General features: G+C 68.0%; 23 protein-coding genes. 4 read left to right on the forward strand and 19 right to left on the reverse strand.

Annotated elements, in window-relative coordinates:
* Nucleotides 1-72: 72 nt before the first annotated feature.
* The 5 genes from leuD to CAL11_RS13705 form a co-directional block, all read right to left on the reverse strand.
* A complete protein-coding gene (leuD, locus tag CAL11_RS13685; RefSeq protein WP_010926388.1) occupies nucleotides 73-723 on the reverse strand; it encodes a 3-isopropylmalate dehydratase small subunit in 651 nt (216 codons plus the stop codon).
* A 14-nt stretch (nucleotides 724-737) separates the two neighbouring features.
* Nucleotides 738-2141: a 3-isopropylmalate dehydratase large subunit gene (gene leuC, locus CAL11_RS13690; protein ID WP_033463845.1), complete on the reverse strand. Its 1404-nt coding sequence runs from the start codon at nucleotides 2139-2141 to the stop codon at nucleotides 738-740.
* A gap of 216 nt (nucleotides 2142-2357) precedes the next feature.
* On the reverse strand, nucleotides 2358-3176 hold the full coding sequence (locus CAL11_RS13695; RefSeq protein ID WP_033463842.1) for a substrate-binding domain-containing protein: 819 nt from the start codon (nucleotides 3174-3176) through the stop codon (nucleotides 2358-2360).
* Nucleotides 3173-3877, reverse strand: a complete 705-nt coding sequence (locus CAL11_RS13700) for an ABC transporter ATP-binding protein (protein ID WP_033463839.1) — start codon at nucleotides 3875-3877, stop codon at nucleotides 3173-3175. Before CAL11_RS13700 ends, CAL11_RS13695 begins: the two co-directional genes overlap by 4 nt.
* Nucleotides 3874-4611, reverse strand: a complete 738-nt coding sequence (locus tag CAL11_RS13705) for an ABC transporter permease (RefSeq protein WP_033463836.1) — start codon at nucleotides 4609-4611, stop codon at nucleotides 3874-3876. Before CAL11_RS13705 ends, CAL11_RS13700 begins: the two co-directional genes overlap by 4 nt.
* 162 nt (nucleotides 4612-4773) lie before the next feature.
* Here CAL11_RS13705 and CAL11_RS13710 point away from each other — a divergent pair, with 162 nt between their 5' ends.
* Nucleotides 4774-5889, forward strand: a complete 1116-nt coding sequence (locus CAL11_RS13710; protein ID WP_086093250.1) for a substrate-binding domain-containing protein — start codon at nucleotides 4774-4776, stop codon at nucleotides 5887-5889.
* A 33-nt stretch (nucleotides 5890-5922) separates the two neighbouring features.
* Here the strand turns inward: CAL11_RS13710 and CAL11_RS13715 are convergent, their stop codons facing one another.
* The 11 genes from CAL11_RS13715 to apbC form a co-directional block, all read right to left on the reverse strand.
* Nucleotides 5923-6297 (reverse strand): hypothetical protein, encoded by a 375-nt coding sequence (locus CAL11_RS13715; RefSeq protein ID WP_033463830.1) that lies wholly within the window; start codon nucleotides 6295-6297, stop codon nucleotides 5923-5925.
* Nucleotides 6298-6319: 22 nt separating this feature from the next.
* Complete coding sequence (locus tag CAL11_RS13720) at nucleotides 6320-7477, reverse strand: formate dehydrogenase subunit gamma (RefSeq protein ID WP_033463827.1); 1158 nt, start codon at nucleotides 7475-7477, stop codon at nucleotides 6320-6322.
* 12 nt (nucleotides 7478-7489) lie between these two features.
* The gene (locus CAL11_RS13725) at nucleotides 7490-7723 is read right to left on the reverse strand and encodes a hypothetical protein (RefSeq protein WP_033463824.1); all 234 of its coding nucleotides are present in this window, start codon (nucleotides 7721-7723) and stop codon (nucleotides 7490-7492) included.
* On the reverse strand, nucleotides 7720-8349 hold the full coding sequence (gene fdh3B, locus CAL11_RS13730) for a formate dehydrogenase FDH3 subunit beta (protein WP_033463822.1): 630 nt from the start codon (nucleotides 8347-8349) through the stop codon (nucleotides 7720-7722). Before fdh3B ends, CAL11_RS13725 begins: the two co-directional genes overlap by 4 nt.
* A gap of 10 nt (nucleotides 8350-8359) precedes the next feature.
* Nucleotides 8360-11329: a formate dehydrogenase subunit alpha gene (locus CAL11_RS13735; RefSeq protein WP_033463819.1), complete on the reverse strand. Its 2970-nt coding sequence runs from the start codon at nucleotides 11327-11329 to the stop codon at nucleotides 8360-8362.
* Nucleotides 11330-11343: 14 nt separating this feature from the next.
* Nucleotides 11344-11553: a formate dehydrogenase gene (locus tag CAL11_RS13740; RefSeq protein WP_086093251.1), complete on the reverse strand. Its 210-nt coding sequence runs from the start codon at nucleotides 11551-11553 to the stop codon at nucleotides 11344-11346.
* 151 nt (nucleotides 11554-11704) lie between these two features.
* Nucleotides 11705-12334: a TorD/DmsD family molecular chaperone gene (locus CAL11_RS13745; protein ID WP_033463817.1), complete on the reverse strand. Its 630-nt coding sequence runs from the start codon at nucleotides 12332-12334 to the stop codon at nucleotides 11705-11707.
* Complete coding sequence (locus CAL11_RS13750; RefSeq protein ID WP_176462808.1) at nucleotides 12331-14421, reverse strand: 4Fe-4S dicluster domain-containing protein; 2091 nt, start codon at nucleotides 14419-14421, stop codon at nucleotides 12331-12333. Before CAL11_RS13750 ends, CAL11_RS13745 begins: the two co-directional genes overlap by 4 nt.
* A gap of 23 nt (nucleotides 14422-14444) precedes the next feature.
* On the reverse strand, nucleotides 14445-15125 hold the full coding sequence (locus tag CAL11_RS13755) for a DUF3306 domain-containing protein (protein ID WP_086093252.1): 681 nt from the start codon (nucleotides 15123-15125) through the stop codon (nucleotides 14445-14447).
* Nucleotides 15122-15682 (reverse strand): DUF3305 domain-containing protein, encoded by a 561-nt coding sequence (locus tag CAL11_RS13760; RefSeq protein ID WP_033463811.1) that lies wholly within the window; start codon nucleotides 15680-15682, stop codon nucleotides 15122-15124. The genes CAL11_RS13755 and CAL11_RS13760 overlap by 4 nt, the downstream gene beginning before the upstream one ends.
* 6 nt (nucleotides 15683-15688) lie before the next feature.
* Nucleotides 15689-16786 carry an iron-sulfur cluster carrier protein ApbC gene (gene apbC, locus CAL11_RS13765; RefSeq protein WP_086093253.1) on the reverse strand — a complete coding sequence of 366 codons (1098 nt, stop codon included), beginning with the start codon at nucleotides 16784-16786 and terminating at the stop codon, nucleotides 15689-15691.
* 152 nt (nucleotides 16787-16938) lie between these two features.
* Here apbC and mobA point away from each other — a divergent pair, with 152 nt between their 5' ends.
* The 3 genes from mobA to mobB are packed head-to-tail and all read left to right on the forward strand — an operon-like array spanning nucleotide 16939 to nucleotide 19377.
* Entirely contained in the window at nucleotides 16939-17532 is a 594-nt protein-coding gene (mobA, locus tag CAL11_RS13770; RefSeq protein WP_167382498.1) for a molybdenum cofactor guanylyltransferase MobA, read from the forward strand.
* A complete protein-coding gene (gene moeA / locus CAL11_RS13775; protein ID WP_033463803.1) occupies nucleotides 17529-18821 on the forward strand; it encodes a molybdopterin molybdotransferase MoeA in 1293 nt (430 codons plus the stop codon). Before mobA ends, moeA begins: the two co-directional genes overlap by 4 nt.
* 13 nt (nucleotides 18822-18834) lie before the next feature.
* The gene (gene mobB, locus CAL11_RS13780) at nucleotides 18835-19377 is read left to right on the forward strand and encodes a molybdopterin-guanine dinucleotide biosynthesis protein B (RefSeq protein ID WP_086093255.1); all 543 of its coding nucleotides are present in this window, start codon (nucleotides 18835-18837) and stop codon (nucleotides 19375-19377) included.
* Between the two features lie 9 nt (nucleotides 19378-19386).
* Here mobB and CAL11_RS13785 read toward each other — a convergent pair whose 3' ends face one another.
* The 3 genes from CAL11_RS13785 to CAL11_RS13795 are packed head-to-tail and all read right to left on the reverse strand — an operon-like array spanning nucleotide 19387 to nucleotide 22736.
* Nucleotides 19387-20223: a M48 family metallopeptidase gene (locus CAL11_RS13785; RefSeq protein WP_086093256.1), complete on the reverse strand. Its 837-nt coding sequence runs from the start codon at nucleotides 20221-20223 to the stop codon at nucleotides 19387-19389.
* 33 nt (nucleotides 20224-20256) lie between these two features.
* Entirely contained in the window at nucleotides 20257-21318 is a 1062-nt protein-coding gene (aroC, locus tag CAL11_RS13790; RefSeq protein ID WP_086093257.1) for a chorismate synthase, read from the reverse strand.
* A 41-nt stretch (nucleotides 21319-21359) separates the two neighbouring features.
* On the reverse strand, nucleotides 21360-22736 hold the full coding sequence (locus CAL11_RS13795) for a putative bifunctional diguanylate cyclase/phosphodiesterase (RefSeq protein WP_086093258.1): 1377 nt from the start codon (nucleotides 22734-22736) through the stop codon (nucleotides 21360-21362).
* Between the last annotated feature and the right edge of the window lie 226 nt (nucleotides 22737-22962).

Consider the following 22962-nt stretch of genomic DNA (forward strand, 5'->3'; position numbering starts at 1 on the left):
TCCTGTAAGCGGAAAAAAGGCAAGGGCCCGCCGTGCGCGCTCGGCGCGGACGGCGGGCCGGCAGGCAACGCGTCAGGCGACCGGGCGGCTTTCCAGCCACGGATGGCGAGCCAGGCGCTCGGCCTCGAAGGCGCGGATCTTGTCCGCCTGGCGCAGGGTCAGGCCGATATCGTCCAGGCCGTTGAGCAGGCAGTACTTGCGGAACGGTTCGATATCGAAGCCCAGCTCGCGGCCGTCCGGCGCAATGACGACCTGGCGCTCCAGGTCGATGTTCAGCTTGAAGCCGGGAAATGCCTTGACCTCGTCGAACAGGCGCGCGACCTCCAGCTCGCCCAGCACGATAGGCAGCAGGCCGTTCTTGAAGCTGTTGTTGAAGAAGATATCGGCGTAGGACGGCGCGATGATGGCGCGAAAGCCGTACTGGGTCAGCGCCCAGGGCGCGTGCTCGCGGCTGGAGCCGCAGCCGAAGTTCTTGCGCGCCAGCAGCACCGACGCCCCCTGGTAGCGCGGCTGGTTCAGCACGAAATCCGGGTTGAGCGGACGCTTGCTGTTGTCCATGCCGGGTTCGCCATGGTCCAGGTAGCGCAGTTCGTCGAACAGGTTGGGGCCGAAGCCGGCGCGCTTGATCGACTTGAGGAATTGCTTCGGGATGATGAGGTCGGTGTCGACGTTCTCGCGATCGAGCGGCGCCACCAGGCCTTCGTGTTGGGTGAATGCTTGCATGTTGGAATCCTGGATCAACGGAACGAACGGACGTCGACGAAATGGCCTGCCACCGCGGCGGCGGCGGCCATCGCCGGACTGACCAGGTGCGTGCGCCCGCCCTGCCCCTGGCGGCCTTCGAAGTTGCGGTTGGAAGTCGAGGCGCAGCGCTCGCCCGGTTCGAGGCGGTCGGCGTTCATGGCCAGGCACATCGAACAGCCCGGCTCGCGCCACTCGAAGCCGGCTTCGATGAAGATCTTGTCCAGCCCCTCGCGCTCGGCCTGCTGCTTGACCAGTCCGGAACCCGGCACCACCATGGCCTGGCGCACGTTGGCGGCCACGCGCTTGCCGCGCGCCACGGCCGCGGCCGCGCGCAGGTCTTCGATGCGCGAGTTGGTGCACGAGCCGATGAAGACGCGGTCGACGCGGATATCGACCAGCGGCGTATTGGGCTTGAGGCCCATGTACTCGAGCGCGCGCTCCATGCCACTGCGGCGCACGTCGTCCTTCTCGCGATCGGGATCGGGCACGCGGCCGTCGACGGGCAGCACCATCTCGGGCGAGGTGCCCCAGGTGACCTGCGGCTTGATGTCGCGCGCATCGACGTTGATGACGCGGTCGAACTTCGCGCCGGCGTCCGAATGCAGCGTGCGCCAATAGGAGACGGCCTGGTCCCACAGCACGCCGACGGGCGCGAACGGGCGGCCGCGGAAGTACTCGATGGTCTTGTCGTCGACGGCCACCATGCCCGAGCGCGCACCGGCCTCGATGGCCATGTTGCACACCGTCATGCGGCCTTCGACGGACAGGCCGCGGATCGTGCTGCCGGAGAATTCGATGGCGTGGCCGGTGCCGCCGGCCGTGCCGATGATGCCGATGATGTGCAGCACCACGTCCTTGGCGGTACAGCCGAACGGCAGTTCGCCCTCGACGTTGATCTGCATGCTCTTGGCTTTCTTCATGAGCAGCGTCTGCGTAGCCAGCACGTGCTCGACCTCGGAAGTGCCGATGCCGAAGGCCAGCGCGCCCAGCGCGCCGTGCGTGCTGGTGTGCGAGTCGCCGCAGACGACCGTCATGCCGGGCAGGGTCGCGCCCTGCTCCGGGCCGATGACGTGCACGATGCCCTGGCGCAGGTCATTCATGCGGAATTCGGTGATGCCGTACTTGGCGCAGTTGTCGTCCAGCGTATCGACCTGCAGGCGCGAGATCGGATCTTCGATGCCCTCGGCACGGTTGAGCGTGGGGACGTTGTGATCGGCCACCGCCAGGTTGGCCCCGACGCGCCACGGCTGGCGTCCGGCCAGCGCCAGCCCTTCGAACGCCTGCGGGCTGGTCACTTCGTGCAGCAGGTGGCGGTCGATATAGAGCAGACAGGTTCCGTCGGATTCCTGGTGGACGACGTGGGCGTCCCAGAGTTTGTCGTAAAGCGTTTGGGCCATGGAAGCACTCTTGAGAGGAACATCCGGCATGCGCCGGGCATACGTCGAAGCGACGTTCGACTCGATTATGCCGAGCCTCTCAAGCTAGTACAATCACACCTGTTATCCTAGTATTGAAAGCACTACCCTGGACCGGCAAGCATTCGGGGAAAGCCCCGCCCGGCGGCTCCACCGGCCAGGCGGGCGCCGCACCGCGGGGCGGCCATGCGCCCGGGCCTATTTGTCGGCGTTGGGAAAGAACAACTGCTGGCCGTTGACCTGGTAGCCGGCGATCGCATCCTGCCCGGCCTTGGAGGTCACCCAGTCGACGAACTGCTGCGCGGCCTTGGCCTTGACGTGCGGAAACCTGGCCGGATTGACCACCATCACGCCATACTGGTTGAACAGGCGCTTGTCGCCCTCGACCAGGATCTTCAGCTCGCCCGGATTCTTGAAGCTGAGCCAGGTGCCCCGGTCGGAAAGCACATAGGCATTCATCGACGAGCCCATGTTCAGCGCCGGCCCCATGCCACAGCCGCATTCCTTGTAGCCGCTGCCCTTGTTGTCCGAGCCGGTCTGCTTCCAGAACCGCAGTTCGGCCGCATGCGTGCCGCTCTTGTCGCCGCGCGAGATGAAGTCGGCGTTGTCCTTGGCCAGCTTGCCCAGCGCGGCGACGATGTCGTTGCCCTTGACGCCGGCCGGGTCCTTGGCCGGGCCAACCAGGATGAAATCGTTGTACATGACCGGGTAGCGCTTGACCGCGTATCCGTCGGCCACGAATTTTTCCTCGGCCACCTGGTCGTGCACGAACAGCACATCGGCGTCGCCGCGCCGCGCCATGTCCAGCGCCTGGCCGGTACCCTGGGCCACGACCTTGATATCGATGCCGCTGGCCTTCTTGAAGGCCGGCAACAGGTGCCCGAACAGGCCTGATTGCTCGGTCGAGGTGGTGGAGGCCATGACGATGGTCTCGGCCCGCGCCGCCAGCGGCGCGGCCAGCGCGGTGGCCAGGCCGGCCAGCGCCAGCCCGCGGCGGATTGCGTTGAGGATGTTCATGGTATGCGTTCTCCCTTGACGAACAATGCCGCCGCTTCGGGCAGCGGCCCGTTGAAAAACTGATCCACCGGCAGGTCGGCCACGATGCGGCCGCGCTCGAGGTAGATGACACGCTGGGCCAGGCGCTTGACCTGGCCGAGGTTGTGGCTGCTGAAGATCATGGCCGGCGCAAGCCCGTCGCGCGGCCGCGCGAACTGTTCCATCAACGATTCGACGTCGCGCTTGGCATGGGGGTCCAGGCTGGCGGTGGGCTCGTCCAGCAGCAGCACTTCCGGCTCCAGGGCCCAGGCCCGCGCCAGCGCCAGGCGCTGCTGCTGGCCCCCCGACATGGATTTGGCGTTGCGGCCGGCCAGCTCGGTCAGTTCGACGCGCTCCAGGGCGTGCAGCGCCCGCGCGCGCGCATCGCGCCAGCGCATGCCGCGCAGCCACAGCGCCAGGGCCACGTTGTTCTGCGCCGAGGTGCGCAGCATGTAGGGCTGCTGGAACACCATGGCCTGGCGCGCGCGCGCCGCGCATTGCGCCTGGCCCGCGCGCGGCGTCACCAGCCCGTGCAGCAGGCGCAGCAAGGTGCTCTTGCCGCTGCCGTTGGCGCCGACCAGCGCCACCTGTTCGCCGGCGCGGATGCGCAGTTCGGCCGCGCGCAGGGCATGCACCGGACCGTAGTAGACGTCGGCGCCGCGCAGGTCGAACAGCACCGTCATGCCACGCTCCGCGCGTGCCGGCCATACAGGCCGGCCAGACCCGTATCGCGGCGCAGGCGCCAGCGCCGCACCAGCGCGGCAAGGATGTTGAGCAGCAGCACCACCAGCAGCAACAGCACGCCCAGCGCCATGGCCAGCGGCAGATCGCCCTTGCTGGTCTCGAGCGCGATGGCGGTCGTCATCACGCGGGTATAGCCGTCGATGTTGCCGCCCACCACCATCACCGCGCCGACCTCCGACACCGCCCGGCCAAACGCCGTGATGACGATGGTGAGCAGGGTGAAGCGCTCGTCCCACAGCAGCAGCAGGCTCAGCATGCCCGGACGCGCGCCGAGCGAACGCAGTTGTTCGCCGTGGTGGCGTTCGGCGTCCTCGATGGTCTGGCGCACCAGCGCGGTGACGATGGGAACGACCAGGATGGTCTGCGCCACCACCATGGCCTTGAACGAGAACAGCCAGCCGAGAAACCCCAGCGGGCCGGAGTGCGACAGCAGCAGGTAGATGGCCAGCCCGACCACCACGGAAGGCAGCGCCAGCGAAGTGTTGAGCAGCGTCAGCACGATGCCGCGGCCACGAAAGCGCGCAACGCCCAGCCACCCGCCCGCCGCCATGCCGATCAGACAGGCCAGCACACAGGCCGTCGCGCTGACGGCCAGCGAGCGTCCCACGATGGCCATCAGGACCGGATCGCCGGATACGATCAGACGCAACGCAATGGCAAGGCTCTCTGACAATGTATTCGCTTACTTCATTTTGTTAATTGCCGGAGCGTATCGCAGGGCCGCGGACCCGGCCATATGAACAAATTTGCATAGGCCGGAAGGCAGCCTGCCGCCGCGAGGACGGCTTGCCGCCGGCGCCCGCAGCAAGCCCCGCATTTCGGGCATACTTGCCGCGTGCGCCACATCGAGATCTCCTATTCCCTGGGTCCGAACGACCCCCGCCCCGCCTTGCTGCGCAACGCGTTGATGGACCTGCTGTCGGCCGTGCGCGAGCACGGTTCGATTTCGGCCGCCGCCAAGGCGCTGGACCTGTCGTACCGCCATGTCTGGGGCGAACTGAAAAAATGGGAACAGACCCTGGGCCGCACGCTGATCGTCTGGGACAAGGGCCAGCCGGCGCGGCTCAACGAATTCGGCGAGAAGCTGCTGTGGGCCGAGCGCCAGGCCCAGGCGCGCCTGGCGCCGCAAATCAACGCCTTGCGCGCCGACCTCGAGCGCGCGTTCGCGGTGGCCTTCGACGACGCCGCCCACGTCGTGCCCCTGTATGCCAGCCACGACAACGCGCTGCAGGCGCTGCGCGAGCACGCGGTGGCCAGCGCCAAGCTGCACCTGGACATCCGCTTCACCGGCAGCGTGGACGCGATCAGCGCCCTGAACGAAGGGCGCTGCGTCATGGCAGGCTTTCACACCCGCGAGGCGCCGGGGCCGGGCTCGCTGGCCGAGCGCACCTACAAGCCCATGCTGCAGCCCGGCCTGCACAAGATCATCGGCTTCGCGCAGCGCAGCCAGGGGCTGATCGTGGCGCGCGGCAACCCGCATGGCATCGCGTCGCTGGCCGACCTGGCCACCTCCGGCGTGCGCTACGTGAACCGCGCGCTGGGCACCGGCACCCGGGTGCTGTTCGACGAGCTGCTGGAACAGGCCGGGTTGAAACCCGCTGCCATCGCCGGCTACGAGCGCACCGAGCCCTCGCACGCGGCGGTCGCCCACGCCATTGTCTCGGGCAGCGCCGATGCGGGCCTGGGTATCGAGCCGGCGGCGCACCGCGAACGGCTGGATTTCATTCCGTTGGTGCGCGAGAACTACTTCCTGGTGTGCCTGAAGTCGACGCTGGACCAGCCATCCACGCAGGCGCTGCTGGCCATCCTGCGCAGCCCGGCCTGGCAGGCCACGCTGGCGGCCATTCCGGGCTATGCGCCGGCCCAGACGGGCCAGGTGCTGTCGATGCGGCGCGTGCTGCCCTGGTGGGATTTCGCGCGCAAGAAGGTCCGGCGCGCGCGCCCCGCCTGAGACGGCGGGCGGCGCGCGGCTCGCCGCCCGGACTTACTGGCCGGGTTTCTGCTCGGCAGCCGGCGCGGGGGTGCTGGGCGGCTTGGCCGCCGTATCGGCCGGCGAATGCGCCCCCGATGCTTCGCGCGGCTTGTCTTCCGCGTTGTAGACGAACGGCCCCGGATCCTTGCACTCGGGCGTGGCCATGGGCGCCCGGGTCGTCTTGCCGGCCGCCTTGGCCCGCTCGAAGTAGGTAGCCGCCACTTCGTCCTGCACGCGGCACAGCCGGAAGGCATCCATCTTCCCCGACCAGGCCGCCTTGGCGGCGGTTTCCTTGGCCTTGGCCGCGGCCTCCGGCGAAGGCGGCGGCAGCTTGGCCAGGGCCGGCGCGGCAGCCAGGGCGATGATCAACGCGGCAATCTTTTTCATGGTGCCTCCTGGCTCGGGACGGTCAGGCGCCCGCCGGGCGGGTTGGCCGCTTGGCCGATTTGTCGGTCGTGCGCTGGGCGGGAATCTTGCCCGCCTTGATATCGTCGTACCACAGCTCGTGGTGCTCGCGCGCCCACGTTTCATCGACATAGCCGGTCTTCATGGCCTTGAAGGCGCCGCGCATGCCGATGGTGCCCAGGTAGATGTGTCCCATGATCATGCACATCATCAGGATGACCGACACCGCATGCACCATGTGGGCGATCTGCATGTTGCCGCGCACGTACGACAGGCCAGGGAACACCTGGTCCAGGAACAGGCCCGAGGCCACCGCCAGCACGCCCAGGAACAGCATGCCGACCCAGAACATGATCTTCTCGCCGGCATTGAAGCGGTGCGACGGCACGTGGGCGCCGGTGATGAGGCCGCCGCCCTTGCGCAGCCAGATCATGTCGTCGCGGCGCGGCAGGTTGTCCTTGATGAAGGTCAGGATGACCACCAGCAGCGACACCGCGAACACGGGGCCCACGAAGTTGTGCGCGGTCTTGAACAGCCATGTCATCCAGCCGAACGCCGCGCTGCCCATGATGGGCAGCAGGAAGAACTTGCCGAACGCGATGACGATGCCTGTCAGCGCCAGGACGACGAAGGCCGTGGCGTTGACCCAGTGCGCGGCGCGCTCGAAGTACGTGAAGCGCTCGATGCGGCGGCCGGTCTCGGCCTCGCGCAGCTTCATCGGCCCCTTGGCCAGGAAGAACAGCGCGATCGCCACCAGCACGATCAGCAGCAGGCCGCCGCCGTACGGGATGAGCCAGTTGTTGCGCACCTGGCGCCAGGCCTCGCCGGCCGTGGTGTATTGCGAGCCGGGATACTGGACGAAACGCTGGATCAGCACGCCGGCCTCGGGCGCCTCGCTGGCCGGCAGGCTGCTGTAGCCGGGCTGGCCCGAGTTCACCTGCCGCCACATCGGCGCGTTATTGCCTGGCTGCACCTTGGCGCGTTCGGCGTTGGTCTGCTCGGCATAGCCCGGCTGCTCGCTGGCGTCGGGCTTGACCTCGAAGATATTGGCGCTCTGGATGCCGCCCATGGCGGGCGCGCCGGCGGACGGCGCGGCAGTCTGCGCCCCCGCCGTCGCCAGCAGGGCGCTTGCCAGCAGCGCCGCGAACAGTGACCGTATCATGGCGACCTCCGCTCAGTTGACCCGGGTGTACTCGTTCTGACCCCGCTGGGCGCGAACTTTCAACTCTTGCTGCCAACTGTTCTTGTCGCCCTGCTTCCAGCCCGGAGCGACGAAATTGCTGCCCGTGCCGTCATAGGCAGGCTTGCCCACGACGCCGGAGTGCAGTTCCTGCGGTTTTTCGGTGCAGGCGGCCAGGCCGAACGCGGCGGCCGCTGCGATCAGGAGAAGGCGCGGATTCGTCTTCATGGCTTGGCCTTGGTGTCGGCGGCCGGCGGCTGCCCGGCCTGCTTGGAGCCATAGGCGGTGCCCCAGCCCCAGACCTCCGCGCCCTTGCCGCGATGGATCACGCGGGTGCGGAAGATGTCGGCCACCACGTCGCCGTCGCCGGCCAGCAGCGCCTTGGTCGAGCACATTTCGGCGCAGGCCGGCAGCTTGCCCTCGGCCAGCCGGTTGCGGCCATACTTTTCGAATTCCTCGGCGCTGCCGTGTTCTTCCGGCCCGCCGGCGCAGAACGTGCACTTGTCCATCTTGCCGCGCACGCCGAAGGCCCCTTCGGAGGGGAACTGCGGCGCGCCGAACGGACAGGCGTACGAACAGTAGCCGCAGCCGATACAGGTGTCCTTGTTGTGCAGCACCACGCCTTCGTCGGTGCGGTAGAAGCAGTTGACCGGACACACCGCCATGCAGGGCGCGTCGCTGCAGTGCATGCAGGCCACCGAAATGGACTTCTCGCCGGGCACGCCGTCGTTGAGCGTCACCACGCGGCGGCGGTTCACGCCCCACGGGACTTCGTGCTCGTTCTTGCACGCCGTCACGCAGCTGTTGCACTCGATACAGCGCTCTGCATCACAGACAAACTTCATTCGAGCCATGGCAATCTCCTCAGGCCTTTTCTATGTTGCAGATCGTGGTCTTGGTTTCCTGCATCATCGTCACGGAGTCGTAGCCGTACGTGGTAGCCGTGTTGACCGCTTCGCCGCGCACGATGGGCGCCGCGCCTTCCGGATAGCTGGCCAGCAAGTCCACGCCTTGCCAGTGCCCCGAGAAGTGGAACGGCATGAATGCCGTATCGGGGCCGACCCGCTCGGTCACCAGCGCCTGCACGTTCAGGCGCGCGCCGGTCGGCGTCAGCACCCACACCCGGTCGCCGTTGCGGATGCCGCGATCGGCCGCCGCCTTGGGGTTGATCTCGACGAAGCTCTCCTGCTGCAGTTCGGCCAGCCAGGGGTTGGAGCGGGTTTCCTCGCCCCCGCCCTCGTACTCGACCAGGCGGCCCGAGGTCAGGATGATCGGGAACTTCTCGTACAGTTTCTCGGCGACGTTCTTCTGCTGCAGGGAGGTGTACAGCGTGGGCAGGCGCCAGAACGTCTTGAGGTCGTTGTGCGTGGGGTACTTGGCGACCAGGTCCGGGCGCGTGCCGTAGATCGGCTCGCGGTGCTGCGGAATGGCGTCGGGGAAGTTCCACACCACGGCGCGCGCCCGCGCGTTGCCGAACGGATGGCATCCGTGCACCTTCATGGTCACGCGGATGATGCCGCCCGACGGGTCGGTCTTCCAGTTCTTGCCTTCGGCGGCCTTCTGCTCTTCCGGCGTCAGGTCATCCCACCAGCCCAGCTTCTTGAGCAGCACGTGGTCGAACTCGGGATATCCGGTGGTCAGGTCGGCGCCCTTGGAGTGAGAGCCGTCGGCCGCCAGCAGGTTGACGCCATTGCGCTCGACGCCGAAGTTGGCGCGGAAGTTGCCGCCGCCGTCCATCACGTGCAGGCTGGTGTCGTACAGGTTGGCGGTGCCCGGATGCTTGAGGCTGGGATTGCCCCAGCATGGCCACGGCAGGCCGAAGTAGTCGCCGGTCAGGTCGTAGCCGGTCTCGGCGTCCTTGCCGCCCTTGGCGCGCAGCGTCTTGACGTCGAACACATGCATGTTGCGCATGTGGGCCTTCAGGCGCTCGGGGCTCTGGCCCGTGTAGCCGATGGTCCAGACCGAGGCGTTGATCTCGCGCAGGATGTCCTCGACCACGGGCTCGTCCATGCCCTTGACCTTCTGCATCTTGTAGTTCTTGCTGAGCTCCTTGCCGAAGCCCAGCTTCTCGGCAAGCTGATGCATGATCATGTGGTCGGTGCGGCTTTCCCACAGCGGATCGATGACCTTCTCGCGCCATTGCAGCGAGCGGTTGGAAGCGGTGCAGCTGCCGTTGGTCTCGAACTGCGTCGCGGCCGGCAACAGGTAGACCGCCCGGTTGGGGTTGAGGTCTTCGGCCTTGCCGGGCATGGCGGCCATCGCCGCGGTCGCCGACGGATACGGGTCGACCACCACCAGCAGGTCCAGCTTGTCCATGGCCCGCTTCATTTCCAGCCCGCGCGTCTGCGAGTTGGGCGCGTGCCCCCAATAGAACACGGCGCGCAGGTTGGTGTCCTGGTCGATCAGGTCGGGATTCTCGAGCACGCCGTCGATCCAGCGCGACACGGTGATGCCCGGCTTGGTCATCATGGCCGGCGACGCGTAGCGGCCCTTGATCCACTCGTAGTCCACGCCCCAGGTGTTGGCGAAGTGCTTCCACGAGCCTTCGGCCAGGCCGTAGTAGCCCGGCAGCGAATCGGGGTTGGGGCCCACGTCGGTGGCGCCCTGCACGTTGTCGTGGCCGCGGAAAATGTTGGCGCCGCCGCCGGACTTGCCGACGTTGCCCAGCGCGAGCTGCACGATGCAGGAAGCGCGCACCATGGCGTTGCCGATGGAGTGCTGGGTCTGGCCCATGCACCACACCAGCGTGCCGGGCCGGTTCTCGTGCATGGTCTTGGCCACCGAATACATCGTGGCCTCGTCCACGCCACAGGCTTCCTCGACCTTGTCCGGCGACCACTTGGCCAGGATGTCGGCCTTGACCTCGTCCATGCCGTAGACACGCGCGTCGATGTACGCCTGGTCTTCCCAGCCGTTCTTGAAGATGTGGTACAGCAGGCCGAACAGGAACGGGATATCGGTGCCGGAGCGGATGCGCACGTACTGGTCGGCCTTGGCCGCCGTACGGGTGAAGCGCGGGTCCACCACGATCATCTTGCAGCCCGTTTCCTTGGCGTGCAGCATGTGCAGCATCGAGACCGGGTGGGCCTCGGCGGCGTTCGAGCCGATATACAGCGCCACCTTGGAGTTCTGCATGTCGTTGTACGAATTGGTCATGGCGCCGTAGCCCCATGTATTCGCAACGCCGGCCACCGTGGTCGAGTGGCAGATGCGCGCCTGGTGGTCGCAGTTGTTGCTGCCCCAGAAGCTGACGAACTTGCGCAACAGGTACGACTGCTCGTTGTTGTGCTTGGACGAGCCGATCCAGTAGACCGAGTCGGGCCCGCTTTCCTTGCGCAACTGCATCAGCTTGGCGGTGATTTCCTCATAGGCGGTATCCCAGCTGATGCGCTGGTACTTGCCGTTGACCAGCTTCATGGGATAGCGCAGGCGGTGCTCGCCGTGCCCGTGCTCGCGCACGGAGGCGCCCTTGGCGCAGTGCGCGCCCAGGTTGATGGGCGAATCGAACACCGGCTCCTGGCGTACCCAGACGCCGTTCTCGACCACCGCGTCGACGGCACAGCCCACCGAACAGTGCGTACAGACCGTGCGGCGGACTTCGATCTTGGTATTGCCGATGGCCACCTTGCCATCGCCTTCGGCCGCTTCGGCGCGCTTGACCAGCGCCAGCTGGGTGGCGGCCAGGCCGGCGCCCACGCCCAGGCCCGAGCGGCGCAGGAAGGTACGGCGGTCCATGGTGGGCAGCGCTTGCGCCATGCCGCGGCGCAGGCTCTGGATGAAATGCGACTCGGAGGCGCCCGCAGCGGCTCCGCTGGTTTTCTTGGTCAGCAACATGCCGGGCTCCGGTATCAAACGAGGGTTGTTTTGTAGTAACGCTTGACGTGTTCGCTCAGGCGATAGCCGCCCCCGGCCGCGGGCGGCTTGGCAGCGGCCGCCGTCTCGCCGGACGCCTCGGGCCGCGCGCCGGGAAGCACGGTCGCACCGACAGCGGCGGCGCCTACCGTCGCTGCGCCGGCGAAGAACGCACGACGCGACAAGTTGGGTTGACGTTGCGACATGGCTGGCTCCTTCCGGACAACTGGATATGAAATTCTTTGCATAATGTACCCTGGCATATGGCTTCCGACAACCGCGCGCCATGGTGCGGTGCCCGCATACAGCGGCTTGAATACGAACCGATTTCATCTGGGGCCCGCGGCCCCTGGAACATCAGGCCATCATGTCGAAAGCCTGGGCCTCCACGCTGAAGAACGCGCGCGTGAATTCGGCCAGCGCCCCGTAGAAGCGCGCCGCCGGGTGGCCCACGATCGCATCGCACAAATCCGCGACCCAGGGCTGCAGGTGGCGCGCGTGGAACTGGCGCTGCTGCGTCAGATTGGCCACGGCCACATCATCGCCGGCGATCAGGTAGCGCATCACCTCGCACAGGTAGGCAATGTGGTCCTCGGTCTCGGACATGGCCGCGTCGCGCCGCAGGCCCAGCGCGGCCAGATCGTCGCGCAGCCCCACCAGCGGCTTTTCGTTCAGGAAGCCCGTCAGGTAGTGCGAGCCGAACAGGTAGACATCGGGCTTGCCGACGCCGCCGAACAAGGCGTCGTATTCGGCGCGCACCGCGTCATCGCCCATCCCGGCCGCGCAGGCGACCAGCGCCTGCCACGAGGCCTCGAGGAACCCTCCCTCGTCGGGCGCCTGCCTGGGCGCGGCGCGCAGCTGCGCAAGCAGGTCGGACGGCGGCGGCGCATAGTACAGCTGCGCCAGCAGGCCGTAGATCTCGGCGCGGGCGACCTCTTCGTCGAAGCCCGGGGCGGCGATGGCGGCGGAAGTGACGGATACGTTCATAGGTCGGTGATCCGGGTTTCGTTTTCGGCGGAATACAGGTCGATCACACGGCAGTCGCCGCACATTTTCAGCCGTTCCAGCGCCGCGCCCTGGAACATGGCGTGGCTGCCCAGGCGGCCGAGCATGGCTTCGACCCCCTTCTGGGTACCGAAGGCCTTGTTGCACCGCACACAATGGAATGGCGCGCTTTCGTTCAGGACCACGGCCTCGCGGCGCCGCGGCGCAAGCAGCAGGCGCGGTACCAGCGTGATGGCATTCTCCGGACAGGTGGTGGCGCACAGGCCGCACTGCACGCAGTTCTTCTCGACCATGCGCAATTGCGGCGACTGCGGGTTGTCCAGCAAGGCGTTGGACGGGCAGGCGCTGACGCAGCTCATGCACAAGGTACAGGCGTCGCTGTCGACGGCCACGGTGCCGAATGGCGCTCCCGCGCCCGGCTCGCCGGCCGGCAGCGCGATGCTCTCGGGCGCGGGCGCCGGGGCATGCGCCACCAGGTGATCCAGCGCCAGGTCCAGCGTGCTGCGCTTTTCCTGCACGACCGCATGGCGCGCCGCCACGGCCGGCCCCTGGGCGGGCGCCAATTGCCGCAGCGCGGCGTCGAGCGCCTGCGGCGTGTCGGCCGGCACCAGGCTCAGGTGGATGCCCGCATAACCCAGCCCGTTCAGGATGGCCTGCGCCTGCGCGAATTGCGCCCGCAGGCCCTCGACGTATTGCGGCGCCTCTTCGGCGGTGGTCAGCACGGCGATATGGCGCGCGCCGAATGCCACCGCCGACAGCCACAGGTCCAGCCCGACGCTGGCCGTATGCCACAGCGCCACCGGGATGACGTTGGCCGGCACGCCATCGGCCTGCCTGAGCGCCGCCTGGCGGCCGAGCTGCTCGACCAGGCGCGCGCCCGCCTGCTGGCTGTGCAGCAGCAGCATCGCGTCCTGGCCGCCGGCCTTGGAGTATGTCGCCAGCAGCGTGCGCAGCTTGCCCCCCTGGTCGGTCGCGCGCGGATAGGTGTAGGTCAACGCGCCGCTCGGACAGACGGTGGTACAGGCCCCGCATCCGACGCACAGATTGGGATTGACGACGATGCGCTGGTGATGGCTGTCGCTGCTGATGGCGCGCGCCGAACAGATATCGATACAGGCGCGGCAGCCGACGGTTTCGTTGCGGCTATGCGCGCACAGCTGCTGGCGGTAGTCGAAGAATTTGGGCTTTTCGAATTCGCCGACCAGCTCGCGCAGGCGCAGCAAGGTCGCCGGCGCCTGGCCATCCCAGGTGAAATAGCCCTGCGGCGGCGCGTGCTGGGTGAACAGCGGCGTGCCGCCCAGGTCCAGCACCAGGTCGTATTGGTCGGCGAAGTTTTCCGGCGAACGCGAGAAATCGATCGCGCCCGCCACGGTACAGGCCTGCTCGCAGGCCCGGTGCGAGGTGCATCGTGCCGTGTCGACCTGGTAGTCCAGGCCGATGGCGCCGTCCGGGCAGGCGGTAATGCAGGCGTTGCAGCGCGTGCACAGGTCCAGGTCGATCGGGTTGCCGCGGGTCCAGCGCAACTCGAACGCGCCCAGCCAGCCCTGCAGGCTGTCGATGCGTCCGCTCAGCACGGGGTAGCGGCGCTCCTGGGCGCCGCCGGCGCGGCCCGGCCCCTGGCTGAACAAGGTCACATCGAGCACGTCGTCCAGCAAGGCCGCCGCCTGCTCGGCCTGGTCCAGCGGGCCGATGATCAGCAGGCGGCCGCCGCTCTTGTACGTCACGGTGGCAACCGGATCGGGCTCGGGCAGGTGCGCGGCCGCCAGCAAGGCGGCCAGCTTGGGCATGGCCTGGGCGGCGTCGCGGCTCCAGCCGCCGGTCTCGCGGATGTTGACGAAGCGCACCGGCGACACCGCGCCTTGCGTGGCGCCGCCCAACTCGCCGAACAGGCGTTTTTCCTGGGTACAGGCGACGACCACGTCCTGGCCGTCGCGGATGGCCGCCTGGAATGCGCCGGCTTCGCGCCGGCACAGGGCGGAGTGCAATGTCAGCGTTTCGCCGAGCGCCTGGCCCAATGCCTCGGGCTGCAGCGGCATCGTGCGATTGCAATCGCAGATCAAAGTAGTCATGGCAAACGGACTTCCTGGCTGTATCAATCGCGCCGCGGCTCGGCGTCGGGAAGCGGGCCGCCTGCCGGCCCGGCCGCGTCGTCGCGCGGCAAGGCGGACTGTATCGCATCCGGCGCGCTCGCGGGCCCGGCCGGCGCGGCGTCGGGCACGGCCATGGCGTCGGGCGTCCGTGGCCCCGCGCTGGACGCACCGTCCGCCGGCTCGCCCTGCTCCGGCGCGGGCGCGTCGTCCTCGAACAGGCTGAACACCTTGGCGCTGGCCATCCTGCGCACCGTTTCCTGGGGCAGGCCCTCCAGTTGGGTGTAGTCGTCGATGTAGACGTCCAGGCCGTCCATGACGTTGTAGTGCGGATCGGTGAACAGCTTCTTCAAGGCCGCGTTCTTGACATCGGGCGACACGCCCCCCGCCACGAACCGGGAAAAATCCGAATCCAGGGTCAGGGCCCGCACATCGTCCAGCGTGGGTAGCGGCAGTTCGGTCTCGGCATCCACGGCCGGGCCGGGTGCCTGGACGGGAGCCGCATCGGCGCGTTCGGGCGCCGCCTCGGGGCGAGCCGCGATGTCCGGCGCGCCGACAGGCGGCGCATCGGCCAGCGGCGCCTGCGCAACGCCGGCGGCCGGCTCGACCGCCGTCTCGGCCTGCTGGCGCGCTTCGCTCTTGCGGCGCGACCAGCGGCCCAGGAAGCTGGCCGGGTCCTGGCTCATGGCTCGCCTCCGCCGCGCTTCTTGGTGGTGCTGACCGAGGCCGGATTGCCGAAGCGGTCCTGCAGGGGCTGGAAGCTGACAGGCCGCCGGCGCCGCTTGGGTTCCGGCACGTAATGAGCCTGCACGAACGCCTGCAGCCATTGGACGATGTACGCCGGCGCGGGGACCTGCTCCACCGTCTCCTGCGCATCGAGCCAGCGTCCGGCGTCGTGGTAGCTGAGCGTGACAATCTCGGGCCGCGCCAGCGGCTCGCTGGCCGCGCCAGGCTCCTCCTCCATGCGCCACAGCACGAACCAGCACGGCGCCGGCGCCGAAACATTGAGCAGATACCCTTCCGCGTCGTCCTTGAACAGGCGCACGGTAAGCCCCGGATGCAGCCAGCGCTGCTGGTTCTCATCGTGGTAGAGCATGCGCGGCGCGCGGCCAAAGCCGGGCTCGTCGGGCACCACGTCCTCCAGCACCCAGCGGCTGTCCTGCCAACGGCTCATCTCGCCGGTGATGCGCTCCTTGCGCATCACCACCGCGACTTCCATGCTCAGGGGAAGGGTATCGCTCATGGTTCGTCATCCGCCCGCGGGTGCGCGGCTGATGGAAATGGACGAGAACTTGGACGAGTAGTCCTTGCCCATGGCGGCAACCGCCACCGCCACCTGGCGGGCCACGTCCTTGTACAGGCCGGCGACTTCGCCGTCCGGGTCGGCCACCACCGAAGGCCGGCCGCCGTCGGCCTGCTGGCGGATGTTGATGTCCAGCGGCAAGGCGCCCAGGTAGGCCAGGCCGTAATCCTGCGCCATCCGCTGGCCGCCGCCCTGGCCGAAGATATGTTCGGCATGGCCGCACTGGCTACAGACGTGCACGGCCATGTTCTCGACCACGCCGACGATGGGAACGCCGACCTTCTCGAACATTTTCACCCCCTTGCGGGCGTCGAGCAAGGCAATGTCCTGCGGCGTGGTCACGATGACCGCGCCGGTCACCGGCACTTTCTGGCTGAGGGTCAGATGGATGTCGCCGGTGCCCGGCGGCATGTCGATGACGAGATAGTCCAGGTTCTTCCAGTTGGTCTGGCGCAGCAGCTGTTCGAGCGCCTGCACCGCCATCGGGCCGCGCCAGATCATGGCCTCGTCGGCATCGACCAGGAAGCCGATCGACATCACTTGCACGCCGTAGTTTTCCAGCGGCTCCATGGTCTTGCCGTCTTCGCTCTGCGGGCGTCCCTCGATGCCCATCATCTGCGCCTGGCTGGGGCCGTAGATGTCGGCGTCGAGCAGGCCGACGCGCGCGCCCTCGGCGGCCAGCGCCAGGGCCAGGTTGACGGCGGTGGTGCTTTTGCCGACGCCGCCCTTGCCCGAGGCAACGGCGATCACGTTCTTCACATTGGGCAGCAGGGCGATGCCGCGCTGCACGGCGTGCGTCTCGATGACGCTTTGCATGTTGACCGAAACATTGTCCACGCCGGCCACGCCGCGGGCCGCGGCGATCAGCGCGCGCCGCAGCGCGGGCATCTGGCTCTTGGCCGGATAGCCGAGCTGGACATCGAACGTCACGTCCGCGCCGTTGACCTCGAGATTGCGGATCGCGCGCGTGGTGACCAGGTCCTTGCCGGTATTGGGGTCAATGACGGCTTGCAGCGCTTGCAGTATGGATTCAGAGGCGACCATTTGGGCCTTCGATAAGGGTTCGACAAAGGGGTGCGCGCCACGGTGGCGGCCATAAGCCGATCTTAGCAGAGCCCCTCCGCGCGCACCGCCGCGGCCGACGGGGGGGTCGTCTATACTGCCGCCATCGTGCCTGATGGATACAAGCCACTCTCATGATAGACAAGAACGACATCACCGGCCTGATCCTCGCGGGCGGGCGCGCAAGCCGCATGGGAGGCGCGGACAAGGGCCTGCAGAATTTCCATGGCATGCCGCTGGCCATGCACACGCTGCTGCGCCTGGGGCCGCAGGTTGGCGATATCATGATCAATGCCAACCGCAACCTGGCCGCCTACGAGGCCATGGGCGCGCCCGTCTGGCCGGACACGCTGCCCGACTTTCCCGGCCCGCTGGCAGGCTTTGCCGCCGGCCTGGAACGCTGCGAGACGCCGTACATGGTGACCGCGCCCTGCGACACGCCGAACTTCCCGACCGACATGGTGAGCCGCCTGGCCGACGCGCTGAGCGCCGAAGACGCGCAGATTGCCATGGCGGCCACGCCCGCCGATGGCGCCCTGCGCACCCAGCCGGTGTTCTGCCTGATGCGCATCGACCTGCTCGACAGCCTGCTGGAGTTCCTGCACAGCGGCCAGCGCAAGACCGAGATCTGGGCCAACCAGCACCGCTGCGCCATCGTGCGCTTTGACGACGCCCAAGCCTTTGCCGGCGCCAACACGCTGGCCGAACTACGACAGCTGCAATCATGAACCACGCCCCTGCCCCCAGCCTCGAAGAGATCGCTTCCTGTGTCAATGGCTACGACCCCGACGCGCTGCCCATCTCGCAGGCGCGCGAATTCATCGATCGCCTGGTGCCGCGCCTGGACGCGGTCGAACGGCTGCCCCTGCGCTCGGCGCTGGGCCGCGTGCTGGCGCACGACATCGTCTCGACCCTGAACGTCCCGGCCCACGACAACTCGGCCATGGACGGCTATGCCTTCGCGGGCGCCGAGCTGGCCGGCGGGGCCGACACGCCCCTGCGGGTGGTCGGCAGCGGGCTGGCCGGCGACAACTACCAGGGCACGGTGGGGCCGGGCCAGTGCGTGCGCATCATGACCGGCGCGGTCATGCCCGACGGGCTGGACACGGTGATTCCGCAGGAATTCGTGCGCCAGGACGGCGACGGCATCGTGGTGCCGGCCGGCGCCGTGCGCCCCGGCGACAACCGCCGCCTGGCCGGCGAAGACCTGGCGCTGGGCGAGAACGCGCTGTCGGCCGGCCGCGTGCTGCGTCCGGCCGACATCGGCCTGCTGGCCTCGCTGGCCCAGGCCGAAGTGCCGGTCGTGCGCCGCCTGCGCGTGGCGTTCTTCTCCACCGGCGACGAGTTGCGCTCGATCGGCGAGCCGCTGGACGCGGGCTGCGTCTACGACAGCAATCGCTACACCATCTGGAGCATGCTGCAGCGCCTGGGCGTCGAAGTGCTGGACCTGGGCGTGGTGCGCGACGATCCGCACGCGCTGGAAACCGCGTTCAGCGCGGCCGCGGCCAATGCCGACGTGGTCATCACCTCGGGCGGGGTCAGCGTCGGCGAAGCCGACTACACCAAGAAAGTGATGGCCAAGCTGGGCGACGTGCTGTTCTGGAAGATCGCGATGCGCCCGGGCCGCCCCCTGGCCATCGGCCGCATCCACAGCAACGGCCGCGACGCCATCCTGTTCGGCCTGCCCGGCAATCCGGTCGCGGTCATGGTGACCTTCTACGCCCTGGTGCGCGACGCCCTGCTGGCCATGAGCGGCGCCACCGCGCAGGCCATGCCCTGGCTGCGCTGCGTGGCCGCCCAGCCCATCCGCAAGAAGCCCGGCCGCACCGAGTACCAGCGCGCCATCGTCACGCCGGCCCCCGGCGGCGGCTGGCAGGCGACGGTCACCGGATCGCAGGGCTCGGGGATACTGCGCAGCATGAGCCAGGCCAACGGCCTGCTGGTGCTGCATCATGACCAGGGCAACATCGCCGCCGGCGAGCCGGTCGACGTGCTGCCTTTCGACGGCGTAATCTGACAAACCGACCAGCATGACACGAATCATAGGTTTTGCCGGATGGAGCGGCGCGGGCAAGACGCAATTGCTCTCGCGCCTGATCCCGTGCCTGAAGGCGCGCGGCCACAGCGTCTCCACGCTCAAGCACGCCCACCATACCTTCGATATCGACACGCCGGGCAAGGACTCGTTCCGCCATCGCGAAGCCGGCGCGACCGAAGTGCTGATCGCCTCGTCGGCGCGCTGGGCGCTGATGCACGAGCTGCGCGATGAACCCGAGCCCGAGCTGGGCGAGCTGCTGGCGCGCATGTGCCCGGTCGACTTCATCCTGGTCGAAGGCTTCAAGCGCAACGCGCATATCAAGATAGAAGTACACCGCCACGCCAACGGCAAGCCGTGGCTGTTCCCGGACGACCCGAGCATCGGCGCCATCGCCTGCGACGCCACGCCGCCGCACGACACGCTGCCCCGCGTGGCGCTGGACGACCACGACGCGGTCGCCGACCTCGTCGAGCGCCTGGCCTGGCCGCTGGACATCACGATCGCGCGCCTGGCCGCGCCCGTCAGCCCGGCCTGAACGCGCAGCCTATTTGGCGGCCTGGCCGCGCGCCTGCTCGTACAGCGGCAATACCTTCTGCGAGGCCTGCTGCAATTCGCCGATGCGGGTGCTGGCCGAGGGGTGGGTGGACAGGAATTCCGGCGGCGCATTGCCGTCGGCCGCGCCCATTTTCTGCCACAGCGTGACGGCGGCGCGCGGATCGAAGCCGGCGCGCGCGGCCAGTTCGACGCCCATGCGATCGGCCTCGGTCTCGTGCGTGCGGCTATTGGGCAGCGTGAACATGACTTCGGTCAGTTTGCCGCCCAGGTCGGACGCACCGGGCGACCCGGTAGCCATGGACAGCACCGACAGGCCGATGCTGGTGGCCATCTGCTGCGAGACGCGCTCGCGCGCGTGCTCGCGCAGCGCATGCGCGATCTCGTGCCCCAGCACCGCCGCCAGTTCGTCATCGGTCGGCTTGATCCGGGCCAGCAGGCCCGTGTAGACGGCAATCTTGCCGCCGGGCATGCACCAGGCATTGACCTCGTCGACCGACAGCACGTGCACTTCCCATGGCCAGTTGGCCGCGTCGGCGCGGAACACCCCGGTCTGCGCGATCAGGCGCTGGGAGATGGCGCGCACGCGCGACAATTGCGCCGGATCGCGGTCGAGCAACCCCTTGGCGCGAGCCTCCTGGACGATCTCGGCATACTGCTGCCCGGCTTCCTGCACCAGCGCCTGCTCGGGCACCAGGCTCGACATGTATTGGGTGCGGTCCACGCCGATCGCGCCGGACTGCGTCGTGCTGACGCCGGCGCACCCGGCCAGCATCGCCAGGCCGGCCACGGCGGCGGCGCGCAGGAAAGTCAGGATGACGGGTTTCATGGTTGCCTCCCTGGGCAAGGCACACGCGCCGCGCTATCGGCCGCACTGGGCGCGCTGGCGCAACGCATGGTCGATGAGCACCAGCGCCAGCAGCGCCTCGGCAATGGGCGTGGCGCGGATGCCCACGCAAGGATCGTGGCGGCCGAGGGTCTGCACCATCACGGGCTCGCCGGCGCGGTTGACCGAGCGCCGTTCGACCCGGATGCTGGAAGTGGGCTTGATCGCCAGCGACACGGTAATCGGCTGGCCGGTCGAAATGCCGCCCAGCACCCCGCCCGCGTGATTGCTGGCGAAGCCTTCCGGGGTGATCTCGTCGCCGTGCTCGGAGCCGCGCTGCGCGATGCTCTCGAAGCCGGCGCCCAGCGATACGCCCTTGACCGCGTTCAGGCCCATCATGGCATGGGCGATGTCGGCGTCGAGGCGATCGTAGATGGGCTCGCCCCACCCCGCCGGCAGCCCTTCGGCCACCACCTCGATGCGCGCGCCGACCGAGTCGCCGTCACGGCGCAACTGGTCCATGTAGGCTTCCAGCTCGGGCACCACGGCCGCATTGGGCGCGTAGAAGGCGTTGCCCGGCACGTCGTCCCAGCTGGAGAACGGAATGGCGATGGGGCCCAGCTGGCTCATGTACCCGCGCACCCGCACGCCGAACTGGCTGGCCAGCCACTTCTTGGCGATCGCGCCGGCGGCCACGGTGGGCGCGGTCAGGCGCGCCGACGAGCGTCCACCGCCGCGCGGGTCGCGCACACCGTATTTGCGCCAATAGGCGAAGTCGGCGTGGCCGGGCCGGAACGTATCGGCGATATTGGAGTAGTCCTTGCTGCGCGCGTCGGTGTTGCGGATCAGCAGCCCGATGGGCGTACCCGTGGTGACCCCCTCGTACACGCCCGACAGGATCTCGACCTGGTCGGCCTCCTGGCGCTGCGTGACGTGGCGCGAGGTGCCGGGGCGGCGCCGGTCGAGCTCGGCCTGGATGTCGGCGGCCTCCAGCGGCAGCCCGGGCGGGCAGCCATCCACCACACAGCCGATGGCCGGGCCATGCGACTCGCCAAAATTCGTGACGCAGAAAAGGGTTCCCAGAGTATTGCCGGACATAAGAAGGCTTCGCGCGAAAACGGGGTTACGGTCAACCCCGATTATGACACTGCCGCGCCCAATTCCCGGATCCGCTCGGCCGAAACCGGCCTGCCCAGCAGAAAACCCTGCATTTCCCGGCATCCCAGCGCCTTGAGAATCTCGCGCTGCGCCGGCGTCTCCACCCCTTCGGCCACCACCGCCAGCCCCAGGGCCCGGCACATGCCCATCAGGGCCGACACCACCTCGCGGCTGACCGCGTCGAACTCGATCTCGGCCACGAAGCCGCGATCCAGCTTGACCCAGTCGATCGGCAGCCGGCGCAAGTGCGTCAGGCTGGAATAGCCCGCGCCGAAGTCATCGAGCGCCACCCGCACGCCCTTGGCGCGCATGCCATTGAGCGTGGCCACATGGCGCTCGTACTGCTGGATGAACAGCGATTCGGTGATCTCCAGCACCAGCCGCTGCGCGCTCAGGCGGCTGGCGGCCAGCGCCAGCGCCACCTGCGCGGGCAGCTCGTCGGCGTACATCTGGCGCACCGACACGTTGACGTGCAGGCGCCAGGCGGCCGGCCAGGTGATCGCGCGCGAACACGCCGTCTCCAGCACCCAGGCGCCCAGCGGCACGATCAGCCCGGTGCGCTCGGCCAGTTCGATGACCAGCGCCGGGGAAACGTCGCCATGGACCGGGTGATGCCAGCGCAGCAAGGCCTCGCAGCCATAGATGGTGCCGGTGACGCTGTCGCAGACCGGCTGGTAGCAGACCTCGAACTGGTCCATCGAGGAGGAAACCAGGGCCACGCGCAAGTCGTGCTCCAGGCCCTGGTAATGGCGCTGGTGTTCGAGCATGGAGGGCTCGAACATGTTCCAGGCCGCCCCGGCGCTCTCGTCCAGGTGCAGCATCGCGATATGCAGGGAGCGCTCGAGCTCGTCGAAACAGGCGCCGTGCTGGGCATACAGCGCCCCGCTGAGGCGGAACCCCACGATCAGGGGCTGGCCGCGCAGCTCGTACGGCTGCGACAGCGCATCGAGAACCTCCGGCGCCACATCGCGCGCCGAGCGGGGGTCCAGGTCGGGCGCCCATACCATGAACGAGTCCGACGAATGGCGCGCCACCTGGAAATAATCGGATTGCATCTGCAAGCGCTGCGCGATCATGACCAGCAACAGCTTGTTGTCTTCGAGGCCGAGCATGGCGCTCAGCTCGGGGTGGTGCACCACTTCGACCAGGAACATCGCCCCGCTATATACACGCTGGCGCTTGCCCAGCACCAGCGCGTGCACGCGGCGGCGCAACTCGCCCACGGTCAGCGCGTCGGTCAGCGCATCGCGTGCCATCTGGCGGCGCAGCAAATATCCCTTGATACAGAAGAAAACTCCAACCGCCGCCAGCGCCATGCCCGGCAACAGCCATTGCCCCAACAGGTCATCCAAGCCCACTGAGCCCCCTATTCGCGAGTACAGCGCCCGGCTTCAGACACCGCTTCTCCTGTTTTCCTATTTGTACGTATTGCCACGAAATTATGCATGATTCAGTCGCAATCGAATGGGCTATTTGTGGCAGATTTTGCCCTTGACTCCGGCTAGTAAACCGGGTTGGCTTGTTGCATGCCTATTTCGTAATGTTTTGAATATTTCAAATAAAACTGACTACACTATACAAAAC

Origin of the sequence: Bordetella genomosp. 6 (assembly GCF_002119705.1) — a bacterium.
In the GTDB taxonomy this organism is placed as follows: domain Bacteria; phylum Pseudomonadota; class Gammaproteobacteria; order Burkholderiales; family Burkholderiaceae_B; genus Bordetella; species Bordetella bronchiseptica_F.

Coding starts and splice junctions, on each gene's coding strand:
- leuD (WP_010926388.1), bottom strand. CDS start 723: ATGCAAGCATTCACCCAACACGAAGGCCTGGTGGCGCCGCTCGATCGC.
- leuC (WP_033463845.1), bottom strand. CDS start 2,141: ATGGCCCAAACGCTTTACGACAAACTCTGGGACGCCCACGTCGTCCAC.
- CAL11_RS13695 (WP_033463842.1), bottom strand. CDS start 3,176: ATGAACATCCTCAACGCAATCCGCCGCGGGCTGGCGCTGGCCGGCCTG.
- CAL11_RS13700 (WP_033463839.1), bottom strand. CDS start 3,877: ATGACGGTGCTGTTCGACCTGCGCGGCGCCGACGTCTACTACGGTCCG.
- CAL11_RS13715 (WP_033463830.1), bottom strand. CDS start 6,297: ATGAAAAAGATTGCCGCGTTGATCATCGCCCTGGCTGCCGCGCCGGCC.
- CAL11_RS13720 (WP_033463827.1), bottom strand. CDS start 7,477: ATGATACGGTCACTGTTCGCGGCGCTGCTGGCAAGCGCCCTGCTGGCG.
- CAL11_RS13725 (WP_033463824.1), bottom strand. CDS start 7,723: ATGAAGACGAATCCGCGCCTTCTCCTGATCGCAGCGGCCGCCGCGTTC.
- fdh3B (WP_033463822.1), bottom strand. CDS start 8,349: ATGGCTCGAATGAAGTTTGTCTGTGATGCAGAGCGCTGTATCGAGTGC.
- CAL11_RS13735 (WP_033463819.1), bottom strand. CDS start 11,329: ATGTTGCTGACCAAGAAAACCAGCGGAGCCGCTGCGGGCGCCTCCGAG.
- CAL11_RS13740 (WP_086093251.1), bottom strand. CDS start 11,553: ATGTCGCAACGTCAACCCAACTTGTCGCGTCGTGCGTTCTTCGCCGGC.
- CAL11_RS13745 (WP_033463817.1), bottom strand. CDS start 12,334: ATGAACGTATCCGTCACTTCCGCCGCCATCGCCGCCCCGGGCTTCGAC.
- CAL11_RS13750 (WP_176462808.1), bottom strand. CDS start 14,421: ATGACTACTTTGATCTGCGATTGCAATCGCACGATGCCGCTGCAGCCC.
- CAL11_RS13755 (WP_086093252.1), bottom strand. CDS start 15,125: ATGAGCCAGGACCCGGCCAGCTTCCTGGGCCGCTGGTCGCGCCGCAAG.
- CAL11_RS13760 (WP_033463811.1), bottom strand. CDS start 15,682: ATGAGCGATACCCTTCCCCTGAGCATGGAAGTCGCGGTGGTGATGCGC.
- apbC (WP_086093253.1), bottom strand. CDS start 16,786: ATGGTCGCCTCTGAATCCATACTGCAAGCGCTGCAAGCCGTCATTGAC.
- mobA (WP_167382498.1), top strand. CDS start 16,939: ATGATAGACAAGAACGACATCACCGGCCTGATCCTCGCGGGCGGGCGC.
- moeA (WP_033463803.1), top strand. CDS start 17,529: ATGAACCACGCCCCTGCCCCCAGCCTCGAAGAGATCGCTTCCTGTGTC.
- mobB (WP_086093255.1), top strand. CDS start 18,835: ATGACACGAATCATAGGTTTTGCCGGATGGAGCGGCGCGGGCAAGACG.
- CAL11_RS13785 (WP_086093256.1), bottom strand. CDS start 20,223: ATGAAACCCGTCATCCTGACTTTCCTGCGCGCCGCCGCCGTGGCCGGC.
- aroC (WP_086093257.1), bottom strand. CDS start 21,318: ATGTCCGGCAATACTCTGGGAACCCTTTTCTGCGTCACGAATTTTGGC.